The sequence below is a fragment of the Amycolatopsis sp. A133 genome, from assembly GCF_031082405.1.
In the GTDB taxonomy this organism is placed as follows: domain Bacteria; phylum Actinomycetota; class Actinomycetes; order Mycobacteriales; family Pseudonocardiaceae; genus Amycolatopsis.
In genome coordinates this window covers 289,568-308,813 of the sequence record NZ_JAVHJU010000069.1, presented here as the reverse complement: position 1 = coordinate 308,813, position 19,246 = coordinate 289,568, and the positions used below count along the sequence as shown (strand labels likewise).

Below are 19,246 nucleotides of genomic sequence, written 5' to 3'. Positions count from 1 at the left end.
CGCTGGTCAGAGGCCCGGGAGCCGGGCGGGGAGACTGCGCTGTGCGGCACCGATCATGGACAATCCACTTCGGACAGCTCGGCCCCCTGGCCGCCGGCGCCGCCCGCTCCGGCCCGTCCGCGTGGACGTCGATCGCTTCGGGCCGACCGTAGCCGCCGCCCGGCCTCGACGGCGAAGACCAAGCCCAGGCCGAGGCTGAAGGACAGCAGCAGCCCCTTCGCCGGCTCGGCCGCGAAGGCGGCTCCGCCGGCGAGGCCGATCAGCACGCTGTAGACCGCCCAGATCGTCGCGCCGGCGGCGTCGAGCGGCACGAACCGGCGCAGCGGGTAACCGAGGCTGCCGGTCGCGAGCGCGCTGGCCACCCGCCCGCCCGGGAGGTAGCGGGCCGCGACGATCAGCAGCCCGCCGTTGCGCCGCACCTGCTCGTGCGCCCACTCGGCGCGCCGCCGCCCTTCCGGCCCGCGCTGCAGCCGCGCGACGGCCCGCGGCCCCGCGGACCGGCCGACGGCGTACCCGAGGCAGTCGCCCGCCCACGCGCCACCGGCGGCCACCGCGGCGAGCAGGGTCAGCTGCGCGGGATCGGGCCCCAGCAGGACGGCGACGGTGACAACGGCCGTCTCGCTGGGCATGAACGGCAGCAGCGCGTCCAGCCCGGCCACGGCGAAGACGGCCACCCACAGCCACGGCGAACCGAGCGCGCCGCGCAGCAGTTCGGTGACCTGCCCCAGGAGTTCCACGGCTCAATGGTGATCACCGCAGGTCACCCGCGGGTGACGCAGCGGGGGTGGCCCGGTGAACACCAGCGCCCCAATGTGGCCTTGGGCGCTTCAGGCGGGGGTGACCGCGGACCAGGGGACCGTCAGCTCGCCCAGGCGGATCCGGGACGGCGGCCCCAGCACCGGCCAGCCCCGCGCGGCCAGCAGCCGGACCGTCTCCAGCCAGCGGGAACGCACCCCGAACGCCTGGTGCGGGGCCGCCGTCGCCCAGCAGGCGTCCAAGCCGGCCAACAGCGAATGGACGCGCTCGCCGGGCACGTTCCGGTGGATCAGCGCCTTCGGCAGCCGCTCGGCCACGGTCGACGGGCGATCCAGCCCGGCCAGCCGCATCGACAGCGTCAAGGAGATCGGGCCGGCCCGGGAGACCAGGACCCACGTCGAGAGCCGCCCGATCTCGTCGCACGTGCCCTCCACGAGGAGACCGGAGGCGGGCATCGAGTCCAGCATCAGGCCCCACGCGCCCGGGACCTCGTCCTCGGCGTACTGCCGGAGCACGTTGAACGCCCGCACCAGCACCGGGCGCGTCCCGGCCAGCTCGAACCCGCCGCGGCGGAAGTCCAGCCGGGGCGGCGACGCGGCGGGCAACGCCGCAGCCACCCGCTCCGGGTCCAGCTCCAGGCCGAGCACCCGGACGTCCGGCCGGACCCGGCGCAGCCACCGCGCCAGCTCGACCGTCGTCACCGGGGAAGCGCCGTACCCGAGATCGACCACCAAAGGCGAGTCGGCCGCGCGCAGCAGCCGCGAAGTAGGGGGCGAAAACGCGATCCACCGGTCGACCCGGCGCAGGCGGTTCGGGTTGGTCGTACCGCGTGTCGGCGCGCCGACCGGGGTCACTTTGCTTCGGTGAGCCACTTCGCGGTGAATTCGGATTCGCGCTCCAGCAGCTTCGTGACCTGTTCGGCGATCACGCTCTCCAGCTTCCCGCCGAACAGCGGGATCCGGACCGTCACCTCGCCGCTGATCCGCAGCACCGTCCGGTCGCCGTCGGCCAGCAGCGCCGTCCGAGCGGTGATCTCGCCGGGGACGCCGCCGACCTCGACCGCGGCGTTGCCCTGCCGGCCGGTGCCGTCGTTGCTCACGCGCCAGGTCTGCGTGCGCGTCACCAGCAGGTCGCCCTTGTGCAGCGTCCGGACCGCCTGCGGCAGCTTGTCCGCGCTGATGCCCTGCCGCAGCTGGTACCGCAGGTCCGAGCCGGAAACCTCGTACGACAGGAGCGCCGCGCTGTGGCCGCCGAGCTCGTCCAGGCGGGCCCGCAACGCGTCTTCGCCGGCGACGGCCGCGTACGTGGACGCGACGTCGGCGGTGAACTCGGCGCGGTGCTCGATCCGGGATCCCATGAGCCGAACAGTACCGTCAGGCCCGTGAACTCCCGAACTACCGAACTCCCGAAGCTCGCCGCGTACACCACGCTGCGCCTCGGCGGCCCGGCCCGCCGCTTCGTCAGCGCTGTGACCGGCGAAGAGCTCGTCGCGGCGGTCCGCGAGGCCGACGCGGCGGGCGAGCCGGTGCTGCTGCTCGGCGGTGGCTCCAACCTGGTGGTCGGCGACGCGGGGTTCGACGGCACGCTCGTCGAGGTGGCGAACACCGGCTGGCGCCGTGACGACGACGGTGCCGGGCACGTCGTCGAGGTCCAGGCCGGCCAGAACTGGGACGCGTTCGTCGCCGCCCTGGTCGAGGCCGGGCTGGGCGGGCTCGAATGCCTGTCCGGCATCCCCGGCAGCGTCGGGGCGACGCCGATCCAGAACGTCGGCGCGTACGGCTGCGAGGTCGCCGAGTCGATCGTCTCGGTGGAGCTGTACGACCGCGGGACGCGCGAAGTGCGCACGCTGAAGGCCGACGAGCTCGGCTTCGCCTACCGCACCAGCGTCCTCAAGGGCACTGACACCGGCGTTGTCCTTTCCGTCCGTTTCGAGATCCGCGAAGACGGCCTCTCGGCGCCCATCCGCTACGCCGAGCTGGCGCGCACGCTCGGCGTCGAGATCGGTGCCCGCGTCCCGGCCGCCGAAGCCCGCGAAGCCGTCCTCAAGCTGCGTCGCGGCAAGGGCATGGTGCTCGACCCGGCCGACCACGACACGTGGAGCGCCGGCTCGTTCTTCACCAACCCGATCGTCCCGTCGGCCGAGGCCGAAGCGGTCCTCGCGCGGATCACCGACGCCGTCGGCACCGACGTCCCGCAGTACCCGGCCGACGGCGGCGTCAAGCTGTCCGCGGCCTGGCTGATCGAGCGCGCCGGCTTCGCCAAGGGGTACCCCGGGCCGGGGAACCGCGTCTCGCTGTCGACCAAGCACACCCTCGCCCTGACCAACCGCGGCGACGCGACGACGGAGGACCTGCTCGCCCTGGCCCGCGAGGTCCGCGACGGCGTCCAAGAGCGCTTCGGCGTCCGGCTGCACCCCGAACCCCTGCTGATCAACTGCGTGATTTGAGCCGAACCGGGCAACCCGTACGTGTGTAGGACGTCTTTGTCGACAAAGGCGTCGCCACCTGGCTGGCCGGTTTCGGCCCATCGGCGGGTAACGTCGGCTGGGCCACCAGCGCTAAAGGCGTGTGCCCGCTGGTCGGCGGGGGATTTCGGGAGGTTTTCGGTGATCGAACGGCGTACGGTCTTCAAGGCTGCTCTGGCGGCTGGGGCCGCACTGGTCGCCGCCGCGTGTTCGAGCGAGAACGGCGGCACGGCGCTGCCCACCGGCGCGGCGAACGCCGACGGCGAGGGCGGGGCGCAGCCCGTGGCGAAGATCACGGCCGAGCCCGCCGCGAACGCCAAGGACGTCCCGGTGCTCAAGCCGGCCGTGCTCAAGGTCGCCGACGGCAAGCTCACCGAGTGCAAGCTGACCGCCGAGGGCGGCAAGGCCGTCAAGGGCGACACCTCGCCGGACGGGCTCACCTGGACCAGCTCCGAGCCGCTCGGCTACGGCAAGACCTACACCTACGCGGCCAAGGCCACCGGCTCCGACGGCAAGCCGGTCGAATTCACCGGCACCTTCACCACGATCGCCCCGGCCAAGCAGGTCCGCGCGACGCTCAACCCGTCCGACAACCAGACGGTCGGCGTGGCCATGCCGATCAGCGTCAAGTTCGCGTCGCCGGTCAAGGACCGCAAGGCGGTCGAGAAGGCGCTGTCCGTGAAGACGGACAAGGACGTCGAAGGCGCGTGGGGCTGGCTGTCCGACAGCCAGGTCGACTACCGGCCGAAGGAGTACTGGCCGCAGAACATCACCGTGAACGTCGAGGCGAAGCTGTACGGCGTCGACCTCGGTGGCGGCGCGTACGGCAAAGCCGACGTCACCACGAAGTTCAAGATCGGCCGCAACCAGGTCGTCAAGATCAACACGCCCGAGCACCAGATGCACGTCTACCGCGGCGGGTCCCAGGTCAAGAGCTACCCGTGCGCGAACGGGCTGGACGGCGAGGTCGACCGCAACACCCCGAACGGCACCTACATCATCATGAGCAAGGAGCCGTCGGCGATCTTCGACAACGCCCGCTACGGCTACACGAACGTCAACAAGAAGTGGGCCTGCCGGTTCTCCAACCACGGCGAGTTCATCCACGAGAACCAGGACAACGCGGCCAACATCGGGAAGACCAACAACTCCCACGGCTGCGTCAACCTGCTCGAAGCCGACGCCAAGGACTACTTCGACTCGGCGATCATCGGCGACCCGGTCGAGATCACCGGCTCGAAGCTGTCCCCGCCGATGAACTCGGACGTCAAGGACTGGAACTTCAGCTGGTCGGCCTGGCAAGGGATGGGTGCGAAGTAACCCGTGCGCACCGAAGTCGTCGGGCACGGCGGGGTCCGGCTCGGCCTGCAAGTCGAGGGCGCCGGAAACAGCAGGCCGATCGTCTTCGTGCACGGCTGGGCGCAGTCTGCCGGCTGCTGGGCCGCGCAGCTCGCCGATCCGGCCCTGAGCGAGCGGTTCCGGCTGGTCGCGATGGACCTGCGCGGTCACGGCGCCTCCGACGTCCCGGCCATCGGGTACGACAACCCGCAGGTCTGGGCCGACGACCTCGCGGCGGTCCTCGACTTCGCCGGCCCGGACGCGATCGTCGTCGCCTGGTCCTACGGCGGCCTGGTGCTGACCGACCACATCCGGGTGCACGGCACCGCCCGGCTGCGCGGGCTCGTGCTCGTCGGCGCCATCACCGAAATCGGCCGCGACCGGCCCGGCGGCCGCGTCGGCCCGCTGATGCGCGAGCACATGCGGGCGATGCTTTCGGACGATCCGGACATCGCCGTTCCGGCGCTCACCGCGTTCAGCCGCGAGATGGTCGCCGGGCCGGTGCCCGGCGCGCAGGCCCAGGCCCTGCTCGGCGCTTCTCTGAGCGTGCCGCCGTCGGTCCGCTCGGCGCTGTTCCGCCGGGACGCCGGCAGCGAAGAAGTGCTGGCCGGGATCGACCGACCCGCTCTGGTCGTGCACGGCACGGCCGACCGCGTGATCGAGCCCTCGGCGGCCGAACACGCCCTCGGGAAGATTCCGGGTGCCGCCGGGCGTTGGTTCGTTGACGGGGGGCACGCGCCCTTCGCCGAGTCCGCGGCCGAGTTCGACGCGGTGCTCCGGCAGTTCGCCGAGGAATGCTGACGTACGCGGGAGACGTGACCAGGTGACCAGCAACATCCGGAGGTTCCGCGCTGTGCCGCGCCGGATCGCGGTGCTGTCCGTGCACACTTCGCCACTCGAGCAGCCGGGGACCGGCGACGCCGGCGGGATGAATGTCTACGTCAGCCAGACCGCGACCGAGATGGCCCGCCGCGGCGTCGAGGTCGAGGTCTTCACCCGCGCGACCGCGTCCGGCCAGCCGCCGGTGGCCGAGCTGGCGCCCGGGGTGACCGTGCGGCACGTGCAGGCCGGCCCGTTCGAGCCGCTGGGCCGCGACGAACTGCCCGCCCAGCTGTGCGCGTTCACCTCGGGCGTGCTGCGGACCGAGGCGTTCCACGAGCCCGGCCACTACGACCTCATCCACTCGCACTACTGGCTGTCGGGCCAGGTCGGCTGGCTCGCCCGCGACCGGTGGTCCGTGCCGCTCGTGCACACCGCGCACACGCTGGCGAAGGTGAAGAACGCCGCGCTCGCCGAGGGCGACAAGCCCGAGCCGCGCACCCGCGTGATCGGCGAGGAGCAGGTGGTCGCCGAGGCCGACCGGCTGGTCGCCAACACCGCGGTCGAGGCGCGTCAGCTGATCGACCTCTACGGCGCCGAGCCGCACGCGGTGCACGCCGTGCCGCCGGGTGTCGACCTCGAACGCTTCACGCCGGGCTCGAAGCACGACGCCCGCGCTGCCCTCGGCTTGGCCGACGACGACGTCGTGCTCGCCTTCGCGGGCCGCATCCAGCCGCTCAAGGCCCCGGACGTGCTGTTGCACGCCGCGGCCGCGATGCTGCACCGCCGGCCCGAGCTGGCTCCGCGGCTGGTCGTGCTGATCGTCGGCGGGCCGTCCGGCACCGGGCTGGAGCAACCGCAGGCGCTGCGCGAGCTCGCCGTCTCCCTCGGCATCGAGCCGCAGGTCCGGTTCCTGCCGCCGCAGCCGGGCGAGTCGCTCGCCCGCGTCTTCCGCGCCGCCGACGTCGTGGCGGTGCCCAGCTACAACGAGTCGTTCGGGCTGGTCGCCCTCGAGGCGCAGGCCTGCGGGACGCCGGTGGTCGCGGCGGAGGTCGGCGGGCTGCCGGTCGCGGTGCCGCACGGCGTCTCCGGGCTGCTGGTGCCCGGGCACGGCGCCGACGAGTGGGCGGACGCGCTGGCCGCGGTCGCCCTGCGCCCGGACCGGCGCGCCGAACTCGGCGCCAACGCCGTCGTGCACGCGCGCCGGTTCTCCTGGCGCCGCACGACGGACGCGCTCCTCGACATCTATGCTCAGGCCACCAGCGCGTTTTCCCGCGCACTGGACCTGCGCGCGGAGGTGGCGGTGTGAGCCTGGACGAGCTGATCCGGTCTACTTTGGACTCCGCGGAGCTGAAGTACGACCGGCGCGGGCCGGGCAAGTACTTCGTCACGCTGCCGGGCACGAAGAAGCTGCAGACGAACGCGTGGCTGGTCGACGGCGACCACGCGTTCTCCGTGGAAGCCTTCGTCTGCCGCCGCCCCGATGAATCCCATGAGGACGTTTACCGGTTTCTGTTGCAGCGCAACGCGAAGCTCTACGGCGTGCACTACACAGTGGACAGTCTCGGGGACATCTACCTGGTCGGCCGGTTCGGCAAGGAGACGATGTCCGCCGACGAGCTCGACAAGGTGCTCGGCCAGGTGCTCGAAGCCGCCGACGGCGACTTCAACACGTTGCTCGAAATCGGCTTCGCGACGTCGATCAAGCGCGAATGGGACTGGCGCGTCTCCCGCGGTGAATCCCTGGCCAACCTCCAGGCGTTCAAGCACCTCGTCGCACCGGAGAAGGCGCACGAACCGGGCTTGACCGAGTCGTAACCGGAGGCCGTGCAACGGCCCTGAACCGGACATCCGTCTCCTCACCAGCCGAAACTGGAGGGAGACGCAGGATGCGGACTCGATGGAGAACCGGACTCGCGATCGCGGGCGTGGCGTTCGTGCTGGCCGGCTGCTCGGCGGCGCAAGAGGGGGCTTCGTCCACGGCGGACAGTGCCGGGGTCGCACCCGCTGCCCCGCAGCAAGGGGCGGGCAAGACCGAGAAGGGGGCTTCGGTGACGCCGCCGCAGGCGGGCGCCACCGATCGCAAGCTTTCGCGCAGTGCCCGGCTCGAACTGACCGCCCCCAAGGTCGCCGACGTCGTCGTGCAGGCCCGCGGGATCGCCCAGGGCGCCGGCGGCTACACCGGGCAGGAGAGCACCGGCGAGCAGCTGGCGACGCTCAGCCTCGCGGTGCCCGCGGACAAGCTCGACGGCGTGCTCGACCAGCTTTCGCACCTGGGCAGCAGGCTGGTGAAGCGGGAGCTGAACACCCAGGACGTGACCGAGCAGGTCGTCGACGTCGAAGCGCGGCTGGCGACGCAGCGGGCGTCGGTGGAGCGGATCCGGGCGCTGCTCGCGAAGGCGACCTCGGTGTCCGAGATCGCTTCGGTCGAAAGCGAGCTGACGAGCCGCGAGGCCACGCTCGAATCGCTCGAACAGCAGCGGAACTCCCTGGCCGGCAGCGTCGCGATGGCGACCGTGGCGATGACGATCCGCGGTGTGGCCGCGGCCCCGCCGCCGGCGGAGGACCACAGCGGGTTCCTCGGCGGGCTGGCCGGCGGCTGGCACGCGTTCGGAGTCTTCGGCGGCGGCCTGCTGACGGTATTGGGCGCGCTCGCGCCGTTCCTGCTGTTCCTGGTGCCGCTGGGCTGGCTCGGCTGGTGGCTGCGCCGCCGTCGCCGGACGTCGTCGCCCGCGCCGGAGCCGAGTGAGAGCTGAGCGGAACAGGCGGGACGGCTCGAGGGAGGGGGGAGTCGCGATCTCGAGCCGCCCCGCTGAAGTTCCCGCCGATCAGGACCCGGTGACGAGGGGGGTGCCAACGGGGCCGGCGGGCCGCGGCTCGGCAGGGGGAGACGAGCCGCGGTCGAAGCCCGAAACCGGCCGGGGAGTGCGTGGAATCCGGCGGCTCGGGACGTAGTCAACCTGTCAGATCCCGCCGGGTAATCACAAGGCTACTGGCTAGCCCGTTCGAGTGAATTTTGCTATTCAGCGATAACAGTCCGCAATGGGGTGCCGGAATTTTGCGCGTTGTTGGCGGGCGGACTTGTCGAAGAGTGAGGTGTTACTTCCGGGTAACACACTCAGGGTAGGACGGCGAGTGCGGCGGAGGTCACCAGTCGGCTCCGCGGTCCGTTCTGGCAGGCTGTTGCCCATGGCCGAGATTGGGACGTTGGTGCTGCTGCGGCACGGGCAGAGCACCTGGAACGCGGAAAACCTGTTCACCGGCTGGGTGGACGTACCGCTTTCGGAGCAGGGCGAGGGCGAAGCCCGCCAGGGCGGTCAGCTGCTGGCCGGCACCGGGCTGCTGCCGGACGTGGTGCACACCTCGCTGCTGCGGCGCGCGATCTCCACCGCGAACATCGCGCTGGACGCGGCCGACCGGCACTGGATCCCGGTGAAGCGCGACTGGCGCCTCAACGAGCGCCACTACGGCGCGCTGCAGGGCAAGAACAAGAAGCAGACCCTCGACGAGTTCGGCGAGGAGCAGTTCATGCTCTGGCGCCGCTCGTACGACACGCCGCCGCCGTCTATCGACCCGAAGGACGAGTGGAGCCAGGCGGGCGACGCCCGGTACGCGGACCTCGGCGACCGGGCGCCGCTCACCGAGTGCCTGAAGGACGTCGTCGAGCGGCTGCTGCCGTACTGGGAGTCCGAGATCGTGCCGGACCTGCGCGCGGGCAAGACCGTGCTGGTCGCCGCGCACGGCAACTCGCTGCGCGCGCTGGTCAAGCACCTCGACGGCATCTCCGACGCCGACATCGCGGGCCTGAACATCCCGACCGGCATCCCGCTGCGCTACGACCTCACCGAGGACCTGCAGCCGGTGAAGCCGGGCGGCGAGTACCTCGACCCCGCCGCCGCGAAGGAAGCCGCGGCCGCGGTCGCCAACCAGGGTCGCTGAGCTTTCCGCTGCCGAAGGCCACGTTGCGGGACTCCCGCAACGTGGCCTTCGTGCTTCAAAGCAGGCCGGCTTCGCGAGCCCGTGCCCCCGCTTGGAACCGCGAAGACGCGCCGAGGAGCTCCATCAGCTCCGCCACCCGCCGCCGGTAGGTCCGCAGGCCGACGCCGAGGGCGCGGGCCGCCGTCTCGTCCTTGCAGCCGGACGCCAGCTGCTCGAGGATCTCCCGCGCGCCCAGCTCGGTGAAGCGGGCCTGGTAGGACTCCAGGTCCGTGGCGCCGTGCCAAGCTGCCTCGAACAGCGACTGGATGCCCTGCACCAGGGTGGGGCTGCTGATCACGGTGTAGCCGCGGACCCCGCCGATGTGGTCACCGGCGACGATCGCGAGGCGGCGGTCGAGCAGGATCGTCTCGTTGATCTCGTGCTCGGTGATCCGGATCCGGGCGCCGAGGGCGGAAATCTGCCGCAGGTGCTCCGCCAGCGCCGGGTCGAAGAGCACACCGGGCAGGTAGATCTTGCGCACGGTCATCCCGCGCACGGACTGCTCGCGCGCGGACGCGCTCGGGTGCGCCACCGACCACGTGTGCAGGTCGCGGGCCGCACAGGAAATCTCCGTCGCGAGCTCGAACAGGTGCGCCGTCCGCTCGAACAGCTCGGCCTCGCCGCGCACCATCACCACGTCGGTCACCTTCTCCACGCGGTCCAGTGTGGCAGCAAGATGCCAAACCCGGTGCTCACCCGGGCTCCGCCGGAAGGCTGGGGGCATGACCAAGACGGACACCCTCCCCGCCGCCGCGGCGGGCACCTGGAAGCTCGGCTCCTTCGAAGTCAACCGGATGGGCTTCGGCGCGATGCGCCTGATGTCCACTTCGGACGGCGGCATCCGCGCCCGCGAGACGTCGCTCGCCGTGCTCCGCCGCGCCGTCGAGCTGGGCGTGAACCACTTCGACACCGCAGCCTTCTACTTCGCCGGGCCGCGCTCGGCCAGCGAACTGCTCAACAGCGCGCTGGCGCCGTACGAAGACCTCGTGCTCACCACCAAGGTCGGCCCGGGCCGGGACTTCGAGGGCAACTTCTACACCGCCCGGCCCGAGCAGCTGCGTGCCCAGGTCGAAGAGAACCTGCGTGAGCTGGGCCTCGACCACCTCGACGTGGTCAACTACCGGATCGGCGAGGCCCTCGACCGCGGCACCGGCTCCCTCGCCGACGGTTTCGGCGCGCTCGCCGAGCTGCGCGAAGCGGGGCTGATCCGCGAGCTGGGCATCTCCAACGTGGGCCCGGAACACCTCACCGAGGCCCTGGCCATCGCGCCGGTCGTCTGCGTCCAGAACCAGTACGGCCTCACCGCGCGCCGCGAGGACGACGAGCTCGTCCGGATGTGCGCCGAGCACGGGATCGCCTTCGTGCCGTTCTTCGCCGTCGCGAGCGGGACGGGGGAGGACGCGCGGGTCGCCGAGGTCGCGCAGCGGCACGACGCCACCCCGGCGCAGGTGCGGCTGGCGTGGACCCTCCACCAAGGACCGCACGTGCTCGCCATCCCCGGCACGGGGGACCTCGCGCACCTCGAGCAGAACGTCGCCGCGGCGGCGCTGGAGCTCACCGGCAGCGACCGGAAAACCCTCGGCGGAGAAGGGTGATTCACCCGGAAGGTCTCGGTCGGGAATCGGCCGGGTGAACGCGGGCTGACACCCCGGCGAACATGTCCTCCTCAGGTGTCGCGGTGCTCACGACAAGGCGGACAACGCTAGGCCGAAGGGCCACATCACAGCTTACGATCGGCCCGTGACCACGCCTGTTTCACTCGCACTGGCCATCGGCGCACTGGTGGCCGGTGCGGTGGCCGGCTACCTCGTCGCGCGGGCGCGGACCCGGCGGGAGGAAGCCCGGCCGCCGGGTCCGACCGTCGCGGAACTGCTCGATCGGCTGGTCCGGTCGGCCAACAACGGCGTCGTCGTGCTCAACCGGTTCGGCGACATGGTGCTGCACAACCCGCGCGCCTACGAGCTGGGCCTGGTCAAGGTCAACCAGGCCGACCCGCGGGCCCGCAAGGCCGCCGAACAGGTCGCCGAGACCGACGAGCCGCTGGAGATCGACCTCTCCCCGCTCGAAGCGCGCGGCCGCCAGCCGGAGGCGGTGCTCGGCCAGGTCCGGCCCCTCGGCGACGGCTTCACCGTCGTCGAGGCCGTCGACCACTCCGAAGCCATCCGGCTGGAGGCCGTGCGCCGCGACTTCGTCGCCAACGTCAGCCACGAGCTCAAGACCCCGGTCGGCGCGATCGCCCTGCTCACCGAGGCCGTGCTCGACGCCGCCGAGGACGTCGCCGAGGTCCGCCGCTTCGGCGGCAAGATCCTGCGCGAGTCGACCCGGCTCGGCCAGCTGGTCACCGAACTGATCGCGCTGTCCCGGCTGCAGGGCGCCGAACGGCTGCCCGACCTCAACGTCGTCGAGGTCGACGCGGTCGTCCGCGAGGCGCTCGGCCGCACGACGCTCTCGGCGGAGTCCGCCGACATCAGCATCACCACCGACGCGGCCAGCGGCCTGCTCGTCGAGGGCGACCGCACGCTGCTGGTCACCGCGCTGTCGAACCTGCTGGAGAACGCGGTCAACTACTCGCCGGCGGGCAGCCCGGTGTCGATCTCGCGCCGGCTCGCCGACGGGATGGTCGAGATCGCCGTCACCGACCGCGGCATCGGCATCGCCGAAGACGAGCAGCAGCGCGTGTTCGAGCGCTTCTACCGCGCCGACAAGGCCCGCTCCCGCGCCACCGGCGGCACCGGCCTCGGCCTGGCGATCGTCAAGCACGTCGCGGCCAACCACGGTGGCTCGGTCGGGCTGTGGAGCCGGCCAGGCACCGGGTCGACGTTCACCCTCCGCATCCCCGCGCACGTCAGCGCCGAACCGGCCCCCGAGCCGGCGCGCGCGGCCAAGACCTCGCCGGCACCACGGCAGGAGAAGACCCCCGAGCGCACCCAGAGGCTCGTGGTTACCGGGCAGGACAGCCCAGATCATGGAGGAAACCTGTGACCAGGGTTCTCATCGTCGAGGACGAGGAGTCGTTCGCCGACCCCCTCGCCTTCCTGCTGCGCAAGGAAGGGTTCACCGCGGCCGTCGCCGTCACGGGCCAGGCCGCGCTGGAGGAGTTCGACCGCAACGGCGCCGACATCGTGCTGCTCGACCTCATGCTGCCCGGCATGAGCGGCACCGACGTCTGCAAGCAGCTGCGCCAGCGCTCGGCCGTGCCGGTCATCATGGTGACCGCGCGCGACAGCGAGATCGACAAGGTCGTGGGCCTGGAGCTGGGCGCGGACGACTACGTCACCAAGCCGTACTCGGCCCGCGAGCTCATCGCGCGGGTGCGGGCGGTGCTGCGCCGCGGCGGCGAGCCCGGCTCGGACGGCGAGCTGGCCCCGCTGGTGCTGTCGGCCGGTCCGGTGCGGATGGACGTCGAGCGGCACGTGGTGACCGTCGACGGCGCCGAGGTGTCGCTGCCGCTCAAGGAGTTCGACCTGCTCGAGTACCTGCTCCGCAACGTCGGCCGGGTGCTGACGCGCGGGCAGCTCATCGACCGGGTGTGGGGCGCGGACTACGTCGGCGACACGAAGACGCTGGACGTCCACGTGAAGCGGCTCCGTTCGAAGATCGAACCGGACCCGGGCTCACCCCGCCACCTGGTCACAGTCCGCGGCCTCGGCTACAAGTTCGAGACGTAAAACCGGAGCTTTCACGTGAAAGCTATCCGGAGGCGACTTCTCCGGATCACTTTCACGTGAAAGTGATCCGGAGGTTGCCTCCCCGGTGCGCTTTCACGTGAAAGTGCGTCTTGGCCGGACCGAGTGTTGTTGGTTACATGTTCGAGACCTGGCGCTGGGGCCGGTACGCTGGACCCCCGTGCGCCTAGGGGTACTCGACGTCGGTTCCAACACCGTCCACCTGCTCGTGGTCGACGCCCACCGTGGCGCCCACCCGACGCCGATGCATTCGGAGAAGTCCGTGCTCCGGCTGGCCGAGCAGATCACCCCCGGCGGCGAGCTCTCCAAGGCCGGCGCCGACGAGCTGGTGACCGCGGTCGAATCCGCGAAGGAAGCCGCCGCCCGGCTCGGCTGCGAAGAGCTGATGGCCTTCGCCACGTCCGCCGTCCGCGAAGCGAAGAACTCCGCCAAAGTCCTGGCCCGCGTGGCCGACAAGACCGGCGTCGAACTGCAGGTCCTTTCGGGCACCGACGAAGCGAGGCTCACGTTCCTCGCCGTCCGCCGCTGGTACGGCTGGTCGGCCGGGCAGCTGCTGGTGCTCGACATCGGCGGCGGCTCCCTCGAGGTCGCGATGGGCCGCGACGAGGAGCCGGTGCTGGCCGAATCCCTGCCGCTGGGCGCCGGCCGCACCACGCGGACCCGCTTCCGGCACGACCCGCCGACGCGCTCGGAGCTCGTCGCGACGTCGGCGTGGCTGGACGACCAGCTCACCGACCTCGCGCGCAAGGTCACCAAATGGGGTGAACCCGATCGGGTCGTGGCGACGTCGAAGACGTTCCGCTCGCTGGCCCGGCTGACCGGCGCCGCCCCCTCGGCGGCGGGCCCGCACGTGCGACGTACGCTCACGGACACCGCATTGCGCCAGCTCCTGGCCTTCATTTCGCGGATGCCGTCGGCCGATCTCGCCCAGCTCGAGGGCGTCAGCTCGAGCCGGTCGCACCAGCTGGTGGCGGGTGCGCTCGTCGCGCAGGCCACGATGCGGGCGCTCGGGGTACCGGAACTCGAGATCTGCCCGTGGGCTCTGCGAGAGGGTGTCATCCTGCGGCGGCTGGACCATTCCAACGGCGCGGATGAGACTGGAGCCGCCCTCGTGGGGCGCTTCGGCGCACAGGAGGACCGGTGAAAGCACACGGCTGGACTTCGCACGCAGAGGACGGGCACGGTGGACAGGTGACGGACATCCAGAGGACGGCGTACAGCGCGCGCTGCGCCACCGAACTGCCGTCGGGCGCCACTTCGCGAGGTGCCGAGGACCCGGAGCGCGCAGGGGATCACCAGGTATGACGGACCAGACCGGAGGCGACCAGCCGCAGAAGACCGTGGCTGAGCTGCTCGCCCAGCACGGCGCCCAGGTCGACGGCGGACGTCGCCGCCGGCGGCGCGCGGCCGACGACGACGACGAACCCGCCACCCCCGAGGCCCCTCCCAGCGCGACCGGCTCGCACCGGCGGCCGGGCGTGAGCGACACCGGCCCGCAGGCGATCATCGACCGGGTGGCCGCCGAGGGCCCGCCCCCGCCGGCACCCCCCGCGCGACCCGCCGGACGGCGCCGCGCCGAGCCGCCGTCCCCGCCGCCGCCCGCGCCCCGCGCGGTCCCGCAGGACTCCCAGCCGCTGCCCCGGCCGGTGCCGCCGCCCCCGGCGCGGCCCGCCCCCGGTGGCGCCGAGTCCGGCCAGTACGCCCGCCCGGTCCCGCCGGAGCCCGGCCAGTTCGGCCGGCCGCCGCAGGAGTCGGGGAAGTTCGCGCGCCCGCAGGACTCGGCGCCGCTGCCGGTGCCCCCGCGCGCCACGCCGCGCCGTCAGCCCCCGCCGCAGCCGTCCCAGCAGCTGCCGGTGCCGCCTCAGCCGTCCCAGCAGCTGCCGGTGCCGCCCCAGCCGTCGCAGCAGTTGCCGGTCCCGCCGCCGGCGGCCGAGGAGACCCGCTCGGCCGTCCCGCCGGTCCGGCGCCGTCCCGGCCCGCCGCAGCCGTCGCAGCAGTTGCCGGTGCCGCCTCAGCCGTCTCAGCAGCTGCCGGTCCCGCCGCCGCCCGCCGGGCCGCTGTCGGCCCGGCTGGACGGCCTCAACGGCAGCCCGGACGCCGACATCGACGTGCCGCCCCCCGGCTCGTTCGCGCCGCCGCCCGGCGCGCCCGGCCGCCCGCGCCGCGCTCCGGCGCGCCGTCCGGAGCCGAAGCGCGAGGACTACACCGAGCAGTTCTCGGCGGTCCCCGACGACGAGCCACCCGCCCCGCCGATCCCGCCCGGGCCGTCGAAGGGCAAGAAGCCCGAGCCGGAGCCGTCCTCGCCCGCGGGCCTGGCCAACTGGCGCAAGCGGCGGCAGAAGGAGCAGATGGAGGACACCGAGATCGGCGTCATGCCGGCGGTGCCCACCGACACCCCGGACGACGGCTACCCCGAGGACGACTTCGAGCCCGACGGCTTCGCCCCGGAGAGCAGCGGCTACCAGGCCGCCTACGAGGCGGGCCCGCCGACCGGCGCGTACCCGCCGCCGATGCCGTTCGCGCCCGGCGACCGGGCTTCGCGAGCACCGATCCCGGACGACCTCGAGCCCTACGAGCGCGAGTTCACCGACGACTACCCGGCGGACGGCCCGGACTTCGAGCAGGACGACTACGCCTACGAGCAGGGCGAAGGCTACGAAGACGACGAGTACGACGACGCGCCGGAGCCGGCCGCGGCGGCGGAGCCCGCGGTCTCGCCCGGCAAGCAGTGGCTGGCGCTGGCCGGCCAGCTCGCGATGGGCGTCGTCGGCGGGGCCGCCGTCTGGCTCGGCTTCAACTGGCTGTGGGTGAACATCCCCGCCGCCGCGCTGATCGCGGCGCTGCTGGTGGTCGTCGCGCTGGTCTGGATCGTGCGGAAGATCCGCCGCGCCGAGGACCTGCAGACGACCGTCCTGGCGGTGCTGGTGGGCCTGGTGGTGACGGTCTCGCCGGCCGCGCTGCTGCTGGTCGGCCGCTGACACTGCGGTCGTGGGGCGCGGTGATCCGCGTCCCGTTGGCGGCCCGGCGGCACTGCCCACCCACCGCGGGCGAGGCAGGATGGCGCGCGTGACAGACGAGCAGCCGGTCCCCGTCGGACTCAGCACGGCGTCCGTGTGGCCCCTCAAGGCCGGGACGGCCTTCGAGCTGGCCGCCGAGCTCGGCTACGACGGCGTCGAGGTGATGGTCTGGGCCGACCCGGTCAGCCAGGACGTCACGGCGCTGCGGCGGTGGTCGCGGCGCACCGGGGTGCCCGTGCTGTCGGTGCACTCGCCGTCGCTGCTGATCACCCAGCGGATCTGGTCGCCGGATCCGGTCGTGCGGCTGCGGATGTCCGTCGACGCCGCGGTCGAGCTCGGTGCGCGCACGGTGGTGGTGCACCCGCCGTTCCGCTGGCAGCGCCGGTACGGCGACGCGTTCGGTGATCTGGTCGCGGAACTCGAAGAGTCGAGCGGGATCGAAATCGCCGTGGAAAACATGTTCAAGGTCCGGCCGCCCGGCGGTTCCCGGAATTCCCGCGTGTCCGCGTTCCGGCCGTCGATCGATCCGACGGACGTCGGGTTCCGGCACTACACGCTCGACCTGTCCCACACAGCGGCCGCCGAGATGGACGCGCTGGCGCTGGCGCAGCGGATGGGGGAGGGCCTCACGCACGTCCACCTGGCCGACGGCACCGGCGTCCCGAAGGACGAACACCTGGTACCGGGGCGCGGCGGCCAGCCCTGCGCCGAACTGCTGGAGAAGCTGGTCAGCAACGGTTTCGCCGGCCAGATCGTGCTGGAGATCAACACCCGGCACGCCGTCACCGCGGCCGAGCGGGTCCGCGATCTGGCCGAGGCGCTGTTGTTCGCGCGGTTCCACCTGGGGCAATAATCGCGCACGTTCCGGCAGGACACCACTGCGCCCGAGTGCATTTCCGCCGGTCCAACCCGTAAAGTTCGGACCGTGAACCCGTCGCTCTCGTTGCTCGTCACCTACCCGGATTCCCGAAATGGCGCGGACCGTTCGTGAGCGCAATGGACGGCACCGCCGTGTCCTTCGACACGGCGAGTGCGGCGCGGTCGCTGGGGGACGGCACCTTCACCGCGGTGCTGCGTGCGGAGTGGGCCATCGGCTCGCACCCGCACGGGGGTTTCCTGCTCGCCCTGCTGGCCAAGGCGGCGATCTCCGCGCTGCACGAGCGAGGTGAGCCGCCCGCGGAGCCCCTCGTCGTCAGCGCGGAGTTCCTGCACCCGCCCGCGCTCGGCCCGGTGCTGCTGCGCACGGACGTCCGCAAGGTGGGCCGCCGCGCGACGGTCGTCGAGGTCCGGCTCGAGCAGCGCGGCCGCAGCTGCGTCGAGGCCAGGGTGACGACGGGACGGCTCCCGATGCGGCGCCCGGAGTGGACCGACCTGCCGTCGATGCCCGCCGAGCCCCCGCCCGGGGCGCTCGCGCTGGCCGAGAGCACGGAGGGCCCGTTCAACCTGGCCAAGGGCTGCGAAGTCCGCCTGGACCCGGCGACGGCGGGCTACCTGTCCGGCCGCACGGGCGAGCCGCCCCGGATCCGGCTGTGGGTCCGGCCGCGGCACGGCATGGCCGACCCGTACTTCACGCTGCTGGCATCGGACGTGAACCCGCCGGTGGTGATGAACCTGGGGCGCATCGGCTGGGCCCCGACGGTCCAGCTGACGGCCCTGCTGCGGACGCGCCCGGCGCCGGGCTGGCTGCGGGTGATCGTGGAGTCCAGGTCGGTGCACGAGTCGTGGTTCGACTCCGACGCCACGGTGATCGACGCCCAGGGGAGGCTCGTGTGCCAGGCCCGGCAGCTGGGGCTGGCCCCGGCACCGGGCGGCTGAGGGCGGGGTTGGGAGCGGTCGGGTGGGCAGGCCCCGGCTGAACGCGGGTGGGGTGTGCGGCCCCGGCGCGGTGGGCTGGGCAGGGGCTGGTCGCTTGCGCGCCGAACCGCGGCCGGCCGGCCCGCCCGGGTTGCTGGCCCGCCCGGGTTGCCGGGCCGCCCGCGTTGGGGTGCCGTCGCTTGTGCGCCGAGCCGCGGCTGGCCGGCCTGCCCGGGTTGCGGGCCCGCCCGGCTGGCCCGCCCGCCCGGCTGGCCCGCCCGCCCGGCTGGGCCGGCGGGTTGCGGGCCCGCCCGGGTTGCCGGGCCGCCCGCGTTGCGGGGCCGCCCGCGTTGCGGGGCCGCCGCTTGCCCGCCGAGCCGCGGCTGGCCCGCCCGGGTTGCGGGCCCGCCCGGCCGACTGGGGCCGGCACCGGCGCGGTGCGGCTGATCCGCGCCACGCTGTCCCAGGCCCCGCAGCCCGGCCTCGCCCCGGCACCGGACCCCTGAACGGCATTTGGCACGCTTGCCTCCATGACGGTCATCGCGGTGCTGGGTGCGGGCAAGATCGGCGAGGCGTTGCTCTCGGGGCTGCTGCACGGCGGCCACGAACCCGGCGATCTCCTCTTCACCGAGCGGTACCCCGCGCGCGTCGAGGAGCTCACCTCCCGCTACGGCATCCGCGGCGTCGAGGTCGAGGAGGCCGCGAAGCAGGCGGACGTCCTCGTCGTCGCCGTGAAGCCGCAGGACATCGAGCCCGTGCTCGATGAGCTCGCGCCGCTGCTCGGGCCGTCTTCGCTCGTCGTCTCCCTCTGCGCCGGGCTGCCCACCTCGCTCTACGAGCGGCGGCTCGCCGAGGGCGTTCCCGTCGTGCGGGTCATGCCGAACACGCCCATGCTGGTCAACGAGGCCATGAGCGCCATCTCCGCGGGCCGGTACGCCACCGCGGACCACCTGGCCGTGGTGCGGGACCTGCTCTCGCACGTCGGGCGGGTCGTCGAGGTGCCCGAAGGGCAGCAGGACGCCGTCACGGCGCTGTCCGGGTCCGGGCCCGCCTACTTCTTCTACCTGGTCGAGGCCATGATCGACGCCGGAATCCTGCTCGGCCTGCCGCGGGCGCTGGCCGGGCAGCTGATCATCCAGTCGGCCGTCGGCGCGGCCAAGATGCTCGCCGAGTCGGACGAGCACCCCGTGCTGCTGCGCGAAGCCGTCACCTCGCCCGCCGGGACGACCATCAACGCCATCCGCGAACTGGAGAAGCACGGCGTCCGCGCCGCGCTCCTGGCGGCCATCGAGGCCGCGAAAGACCGTTCGGTGGAGCTCGGCAAGGCCCACGACGAAGACTGATTTCGCCGGAAAGGGCGATCACCGGGATCTTGCACGCGCGGGTGCTTGTGC

General features: G+C 72.7%; 20 protein-coding genes. 16 read left to right on the top strand and 4 right to left on the bottom strand.

Features of this window, described 5'->3' with window-relative positions; genetic code table 11:
• Positions 1-53: 53 nt before the first annotated feature.
• The 3 genes from Q5425_RS42975 to Q5425_RS42965 all read right to left on the bottom strand — a co-directional run bounded on the left by Q5425_RS42975 (position 54) and on the right by Q5425_RS42965 (position 2,113).
• A complete protein-coding gene (locus Q5425_RS42975; protein ID WP_308678196.1) occupies positions 54-737 on the bottom strand; it encodes a VTT domain-containing protein in 684 nt (227 codons plus the stop codon).
• A 90-nt stretch (positions 738-827) separates the two neighbouring features.
• Complete coding sequence (locus Q5425_RS42970; RefSeq protein ID WP_308678195.1) at positions 828-1,628, bottom strand: class I SAM-dependent methyltransferase; 801 nt, start codon at positions 1,626-1,628, stop codon at positions 828-830.
• Positions 1,607-2,113 (bottom strand): DUF2505 domain-containing protein, encoded by a 507-nt coding sequence (locus tag Q5425_RS42965; RefSeq protein ID WP_308678194.1) that lies wholly within the window; start codon positions 2,111-2,113, stop codon positions 1,607-1,609. The genes Q5425_RS42970 and Q5425_RS42965 overlap by 22 nt, the downstream gene beginning before the upstream one ends.
• 24 nt (positions 2,114-2,137) lie before the next feature.
• Here Q5425_RS42965 and Q5425_RS42960 point away from each other — a divergent pair, with 24 nt between their 5' ends.
• From Q5425_RS42960 to Q5425_RS42930, 7 genes are all read left to right on the top strand, one after another.
• Complete coding sequence (locus Q5425_RS42960) at positions 2,138-3,202, top strand: UDP-N-acetylmuramate dehydrogenase (protein ID WP_308678193.1); 1,065 nt, start codon at positions 2,138-2,140, stop codon at positions 3,200-3,202.
• 159 nt (positions 3,203-3,361) lie between these two features.
• The gene (locus Q5425_RS42955) at positions 3,362-4,540 is read left to right on the top strand and encodes an Ig-like domain-containing protein (protein WP_308678192.1); all 1,179 of its coding nucleotides are present in this window, start codon (positions 3,362-3,364) and stop codon (positions 4,538-4,540) included.
• 3 nt (positions 4,541-4,543) lie between these two features.
• Positions 4,544-5,359, top strand: coding sequence for an alpha/beta hydrolase (locus tag Q5425_RS42950; RefSeq protein WP_308678191.1), 816 nt, complete (start codon positions 4,544-4,546; stop codon positions 5,357-5,359).
• 22 nt (positions 5,360-5,381) lie between these two features.
• Complete coding sequence (gene mshA / locus Q5425_RS42945; protein WP_308678190.1) at positions 5,382-6,686, top strand: D-inositol-3-phosphate glycosyltransferase; 1,305 nt, start codon at positions 5,382-5,384, stop codon at positions 6,684-6,686.
• Positions 6,683-7,195 (top strand): YbjN domain-containing protein, encoded by a 513-nt coding sequence (locus tag Q5425_RS42940; RefSeq protein ID WP_308678189.1) that lies wholly within the window; start codon positions 6,683-6,685, stop codon positions 7,193-7,195. Before mshA ends, Q5425_RS42940 begins: the two co-directional genes overlap by 4 nt.
• A gap of 71 nt (positions 7,196-7,266) precedes the next feature.
• Positions 7,267-8,133 (top strand): DUF4349 domain-containing protein, encoded by an 867-nt coding sequence (locus tag Q5425_RS42935; RefSeq protein WP_308678188.1) that lies wholly within the window; start codon positions 7,267-7,269, stop codon positions 8,131-8,133.
• A gap of 433 nt (positions 8,134-8,566) precedes the next feature.
• Positions 8,567-9,316, top strand: a complete 750-nt coding sequence (locus tag Q5425_RS42930; protein WP_308678187.1) for a phosphoglyceromutase — start codon at positions 8,567-8,569, stop codon at positions 9,314-9,316.
• Between the two features lie 55 nt (positions 9,317-9,371).
• Here the strand turns inward: Q5425_RS42930 and Q5425_RS42925 are convergent, their stop codons facing one another.
• Complete coding sequence (locus Q5425_RS42925; protein WP_308678186.1) at positions 9,372-10,010, bottom strand: DNA-binding response regulator; 639 nt, start codon at positions 10,008-10,010, stop codon at positions 9,372-9,374.
• A 67-nt stretch (positions 10,011-10,077) separates the two neighbouring features.
• On the opposite strand from Q5425_RS42925, the gene Q5425_RS42920 reads away from it, so the two are divergent.
• The 9 genes from Q5425_RS42920 to proC all read left to right on the top strand — a co-directional run bounded on the left by Q5425_RS42920 (position 10,078) and on the right by proC (position 19,195).
• Positions 10,078-10,950 (top strand): aldo/keto reductase, encoded by an 873-nt coding sequence (locus Q5425_RS42920; RefSeq protein ID WP_308678185.1) that lies wholly within the window; start codon positions 10,078-10,080, stop codon positions 10,948-10,950.
• Positions 10,951-11,095: 145 nt separating this feature from the next.
• Positions 11,096-12,337: an ATP-binding protein gene (locus tag Q5425_RS42915; RefSeq protein ID WP_308678184.1), complete on the top strand. Its 1,242-nt coding sequence runs from the start codon at positions 11,096-11,098 to the stop codon at positions 12,335-12,337.
• Complete coding sequence (locus Q5425_RS42910) at positions 12,334-13,023, top strand: response regulator transcription factor (RefSeq protein WP_103351903.1); 690 nt, start codon at positions 12,334-12,336, stop codon at positions 13,021-13,023. The genes Q5425_RS42915 and Q5425_RS42910 overlap by 4 nt, the downstream gene beginning before the upstream one ends.
• Positions 13,024-13,201: 178 nt before the next feature.
• A complete protein-coding gene (locus Q5425_RS42905; protein ID WP_308678183.1) occupies positions 13,202-14,185 on the top strand; it encodes a Ppx/GppA phosphatase family protein in 984 nt (327 codons plus the stop codon).
• A 157-nt stretch (positions 14,186-14,342) separates the two neighbouring features.
• A complete protein-coding gene (locus Q5425_RS42900) occupies positions 14,343-16,019 on the top strand; it encodes a hypothetical protein (protein ID WP_308678182.1) in 1,677 nt (558 codons plus the stop codon).
• 79 nt (positions 16,020-16,098) lie between these two features.
• Complete coding sequence (locus tag Q5425_RS42895; RefSeq protein ID WP_308678181.1) at positions 16,099-16,911, top strand: sugar phosphate isomerase/epimerase family protein; 813 nt, start codon at positions 16,099-16,101, stop codon at positions 16,909-16,911.
• A 143-nt stretch (positions 16,912-17,054) separates the two neighbouring features.
• Positions 17,055-17,873 (top strand): thioesterase family protein, encoded by an 819-nt coding sequence (locus Q5425_RS42890; RefSeq protein WP_308678216.1) that lies wholly within the window; start codon positions 17,055-17,057, stop codon positions 17,871-17,873.
• A gap of 179 nt (positions 17,874-18,052) precedes the next feature.
• Complete coding sequence (locus Q5425_RS42885) at positions 18,053-18,358, top strand: hypothetical protein (protein ID WP_308678180.1); 306 nt, start codon at positions 18,053-18,055, stop codon at positions 18,356-18,358.
• Positions 18,359-18,382: 24 nt separating this feature from the next.
• On the top strand, positions 18,383-19,195 hold the full coding sequence (gene proC / locus Q5425_RS42880) for a pyrroline-5-carboxylate reductase (protein ID WP_308678179.1): 813 nt from the start codon (positions 18,383-18,385) through the stop codon (positions 19,193-19,195).
• The last annotated feature ends 51 nt before the right edge of the window (positions 19,196-19,246 follow it).

What these genes read in the sequence shown, in the direction of transcription:
- Q5425_RS42965 (WP_308678194.1), bottom strand. Translation starts at nt 2,113, where the DNA reads ATGGGATCCCGGATCGAGCACCGCGCCGAGTTCACCGCCGACGTCGCG.
- Q5425_RS42935 (WP_308678188.1), top strand. Translation starts at nt 7,267, where the DNA reads ATGCGGACTCGATGGAGAACCGGACTCGCGATCGCGGGCGTGGCGTTC.
- Q5425_RS42930 (WP_308678187.1), top strand. Translation starts at nt 8,567, where the DNA reads ATGGCCGAGATTGGGACGTTGGTGCTGCTGCGGCACGGGCAGAGCACC.
- Q5425_RS42920 (WP_308678185.1), top strand. Translation starts at nt 10,078, where the DNA reads ATGACCAAGACGGACACCCTCCCCGCCGCCGCGGCGGGCACCTGGAAG.
- Q5425_RS42900 (WP_308678182.1), top strand. Translation starts at nt 14,343, where the DNA reads ATGACGGACCAGACCGGAGGCGACCAGCCGCAGAAGACCGTGGCTGAG.
- Q5425_RS42895 (WP_308678181.1), top strand. Translation starts at nt 16,099, where the DNA reads ATGGCGCGCGTGACAGACGAGCAGCCGGTCCCCGTCGGACTCAGCACG.
- Q5425_RS42890 (WP_308678216.1), top strand. Translation starts at nt 17,055, where the DNA reads ATGGACGGCACCGCCGTGTCCTTCGACACGGCGAGTGCGGCGCGGTCG.
- proC (WP_308678179.1), top strand. Translation starts at nt 18,383, where the DNA reads ATGACGGTCATCGCGGTGCTGGGTGCGGGCAAGATCGGCGAGGCGTTG.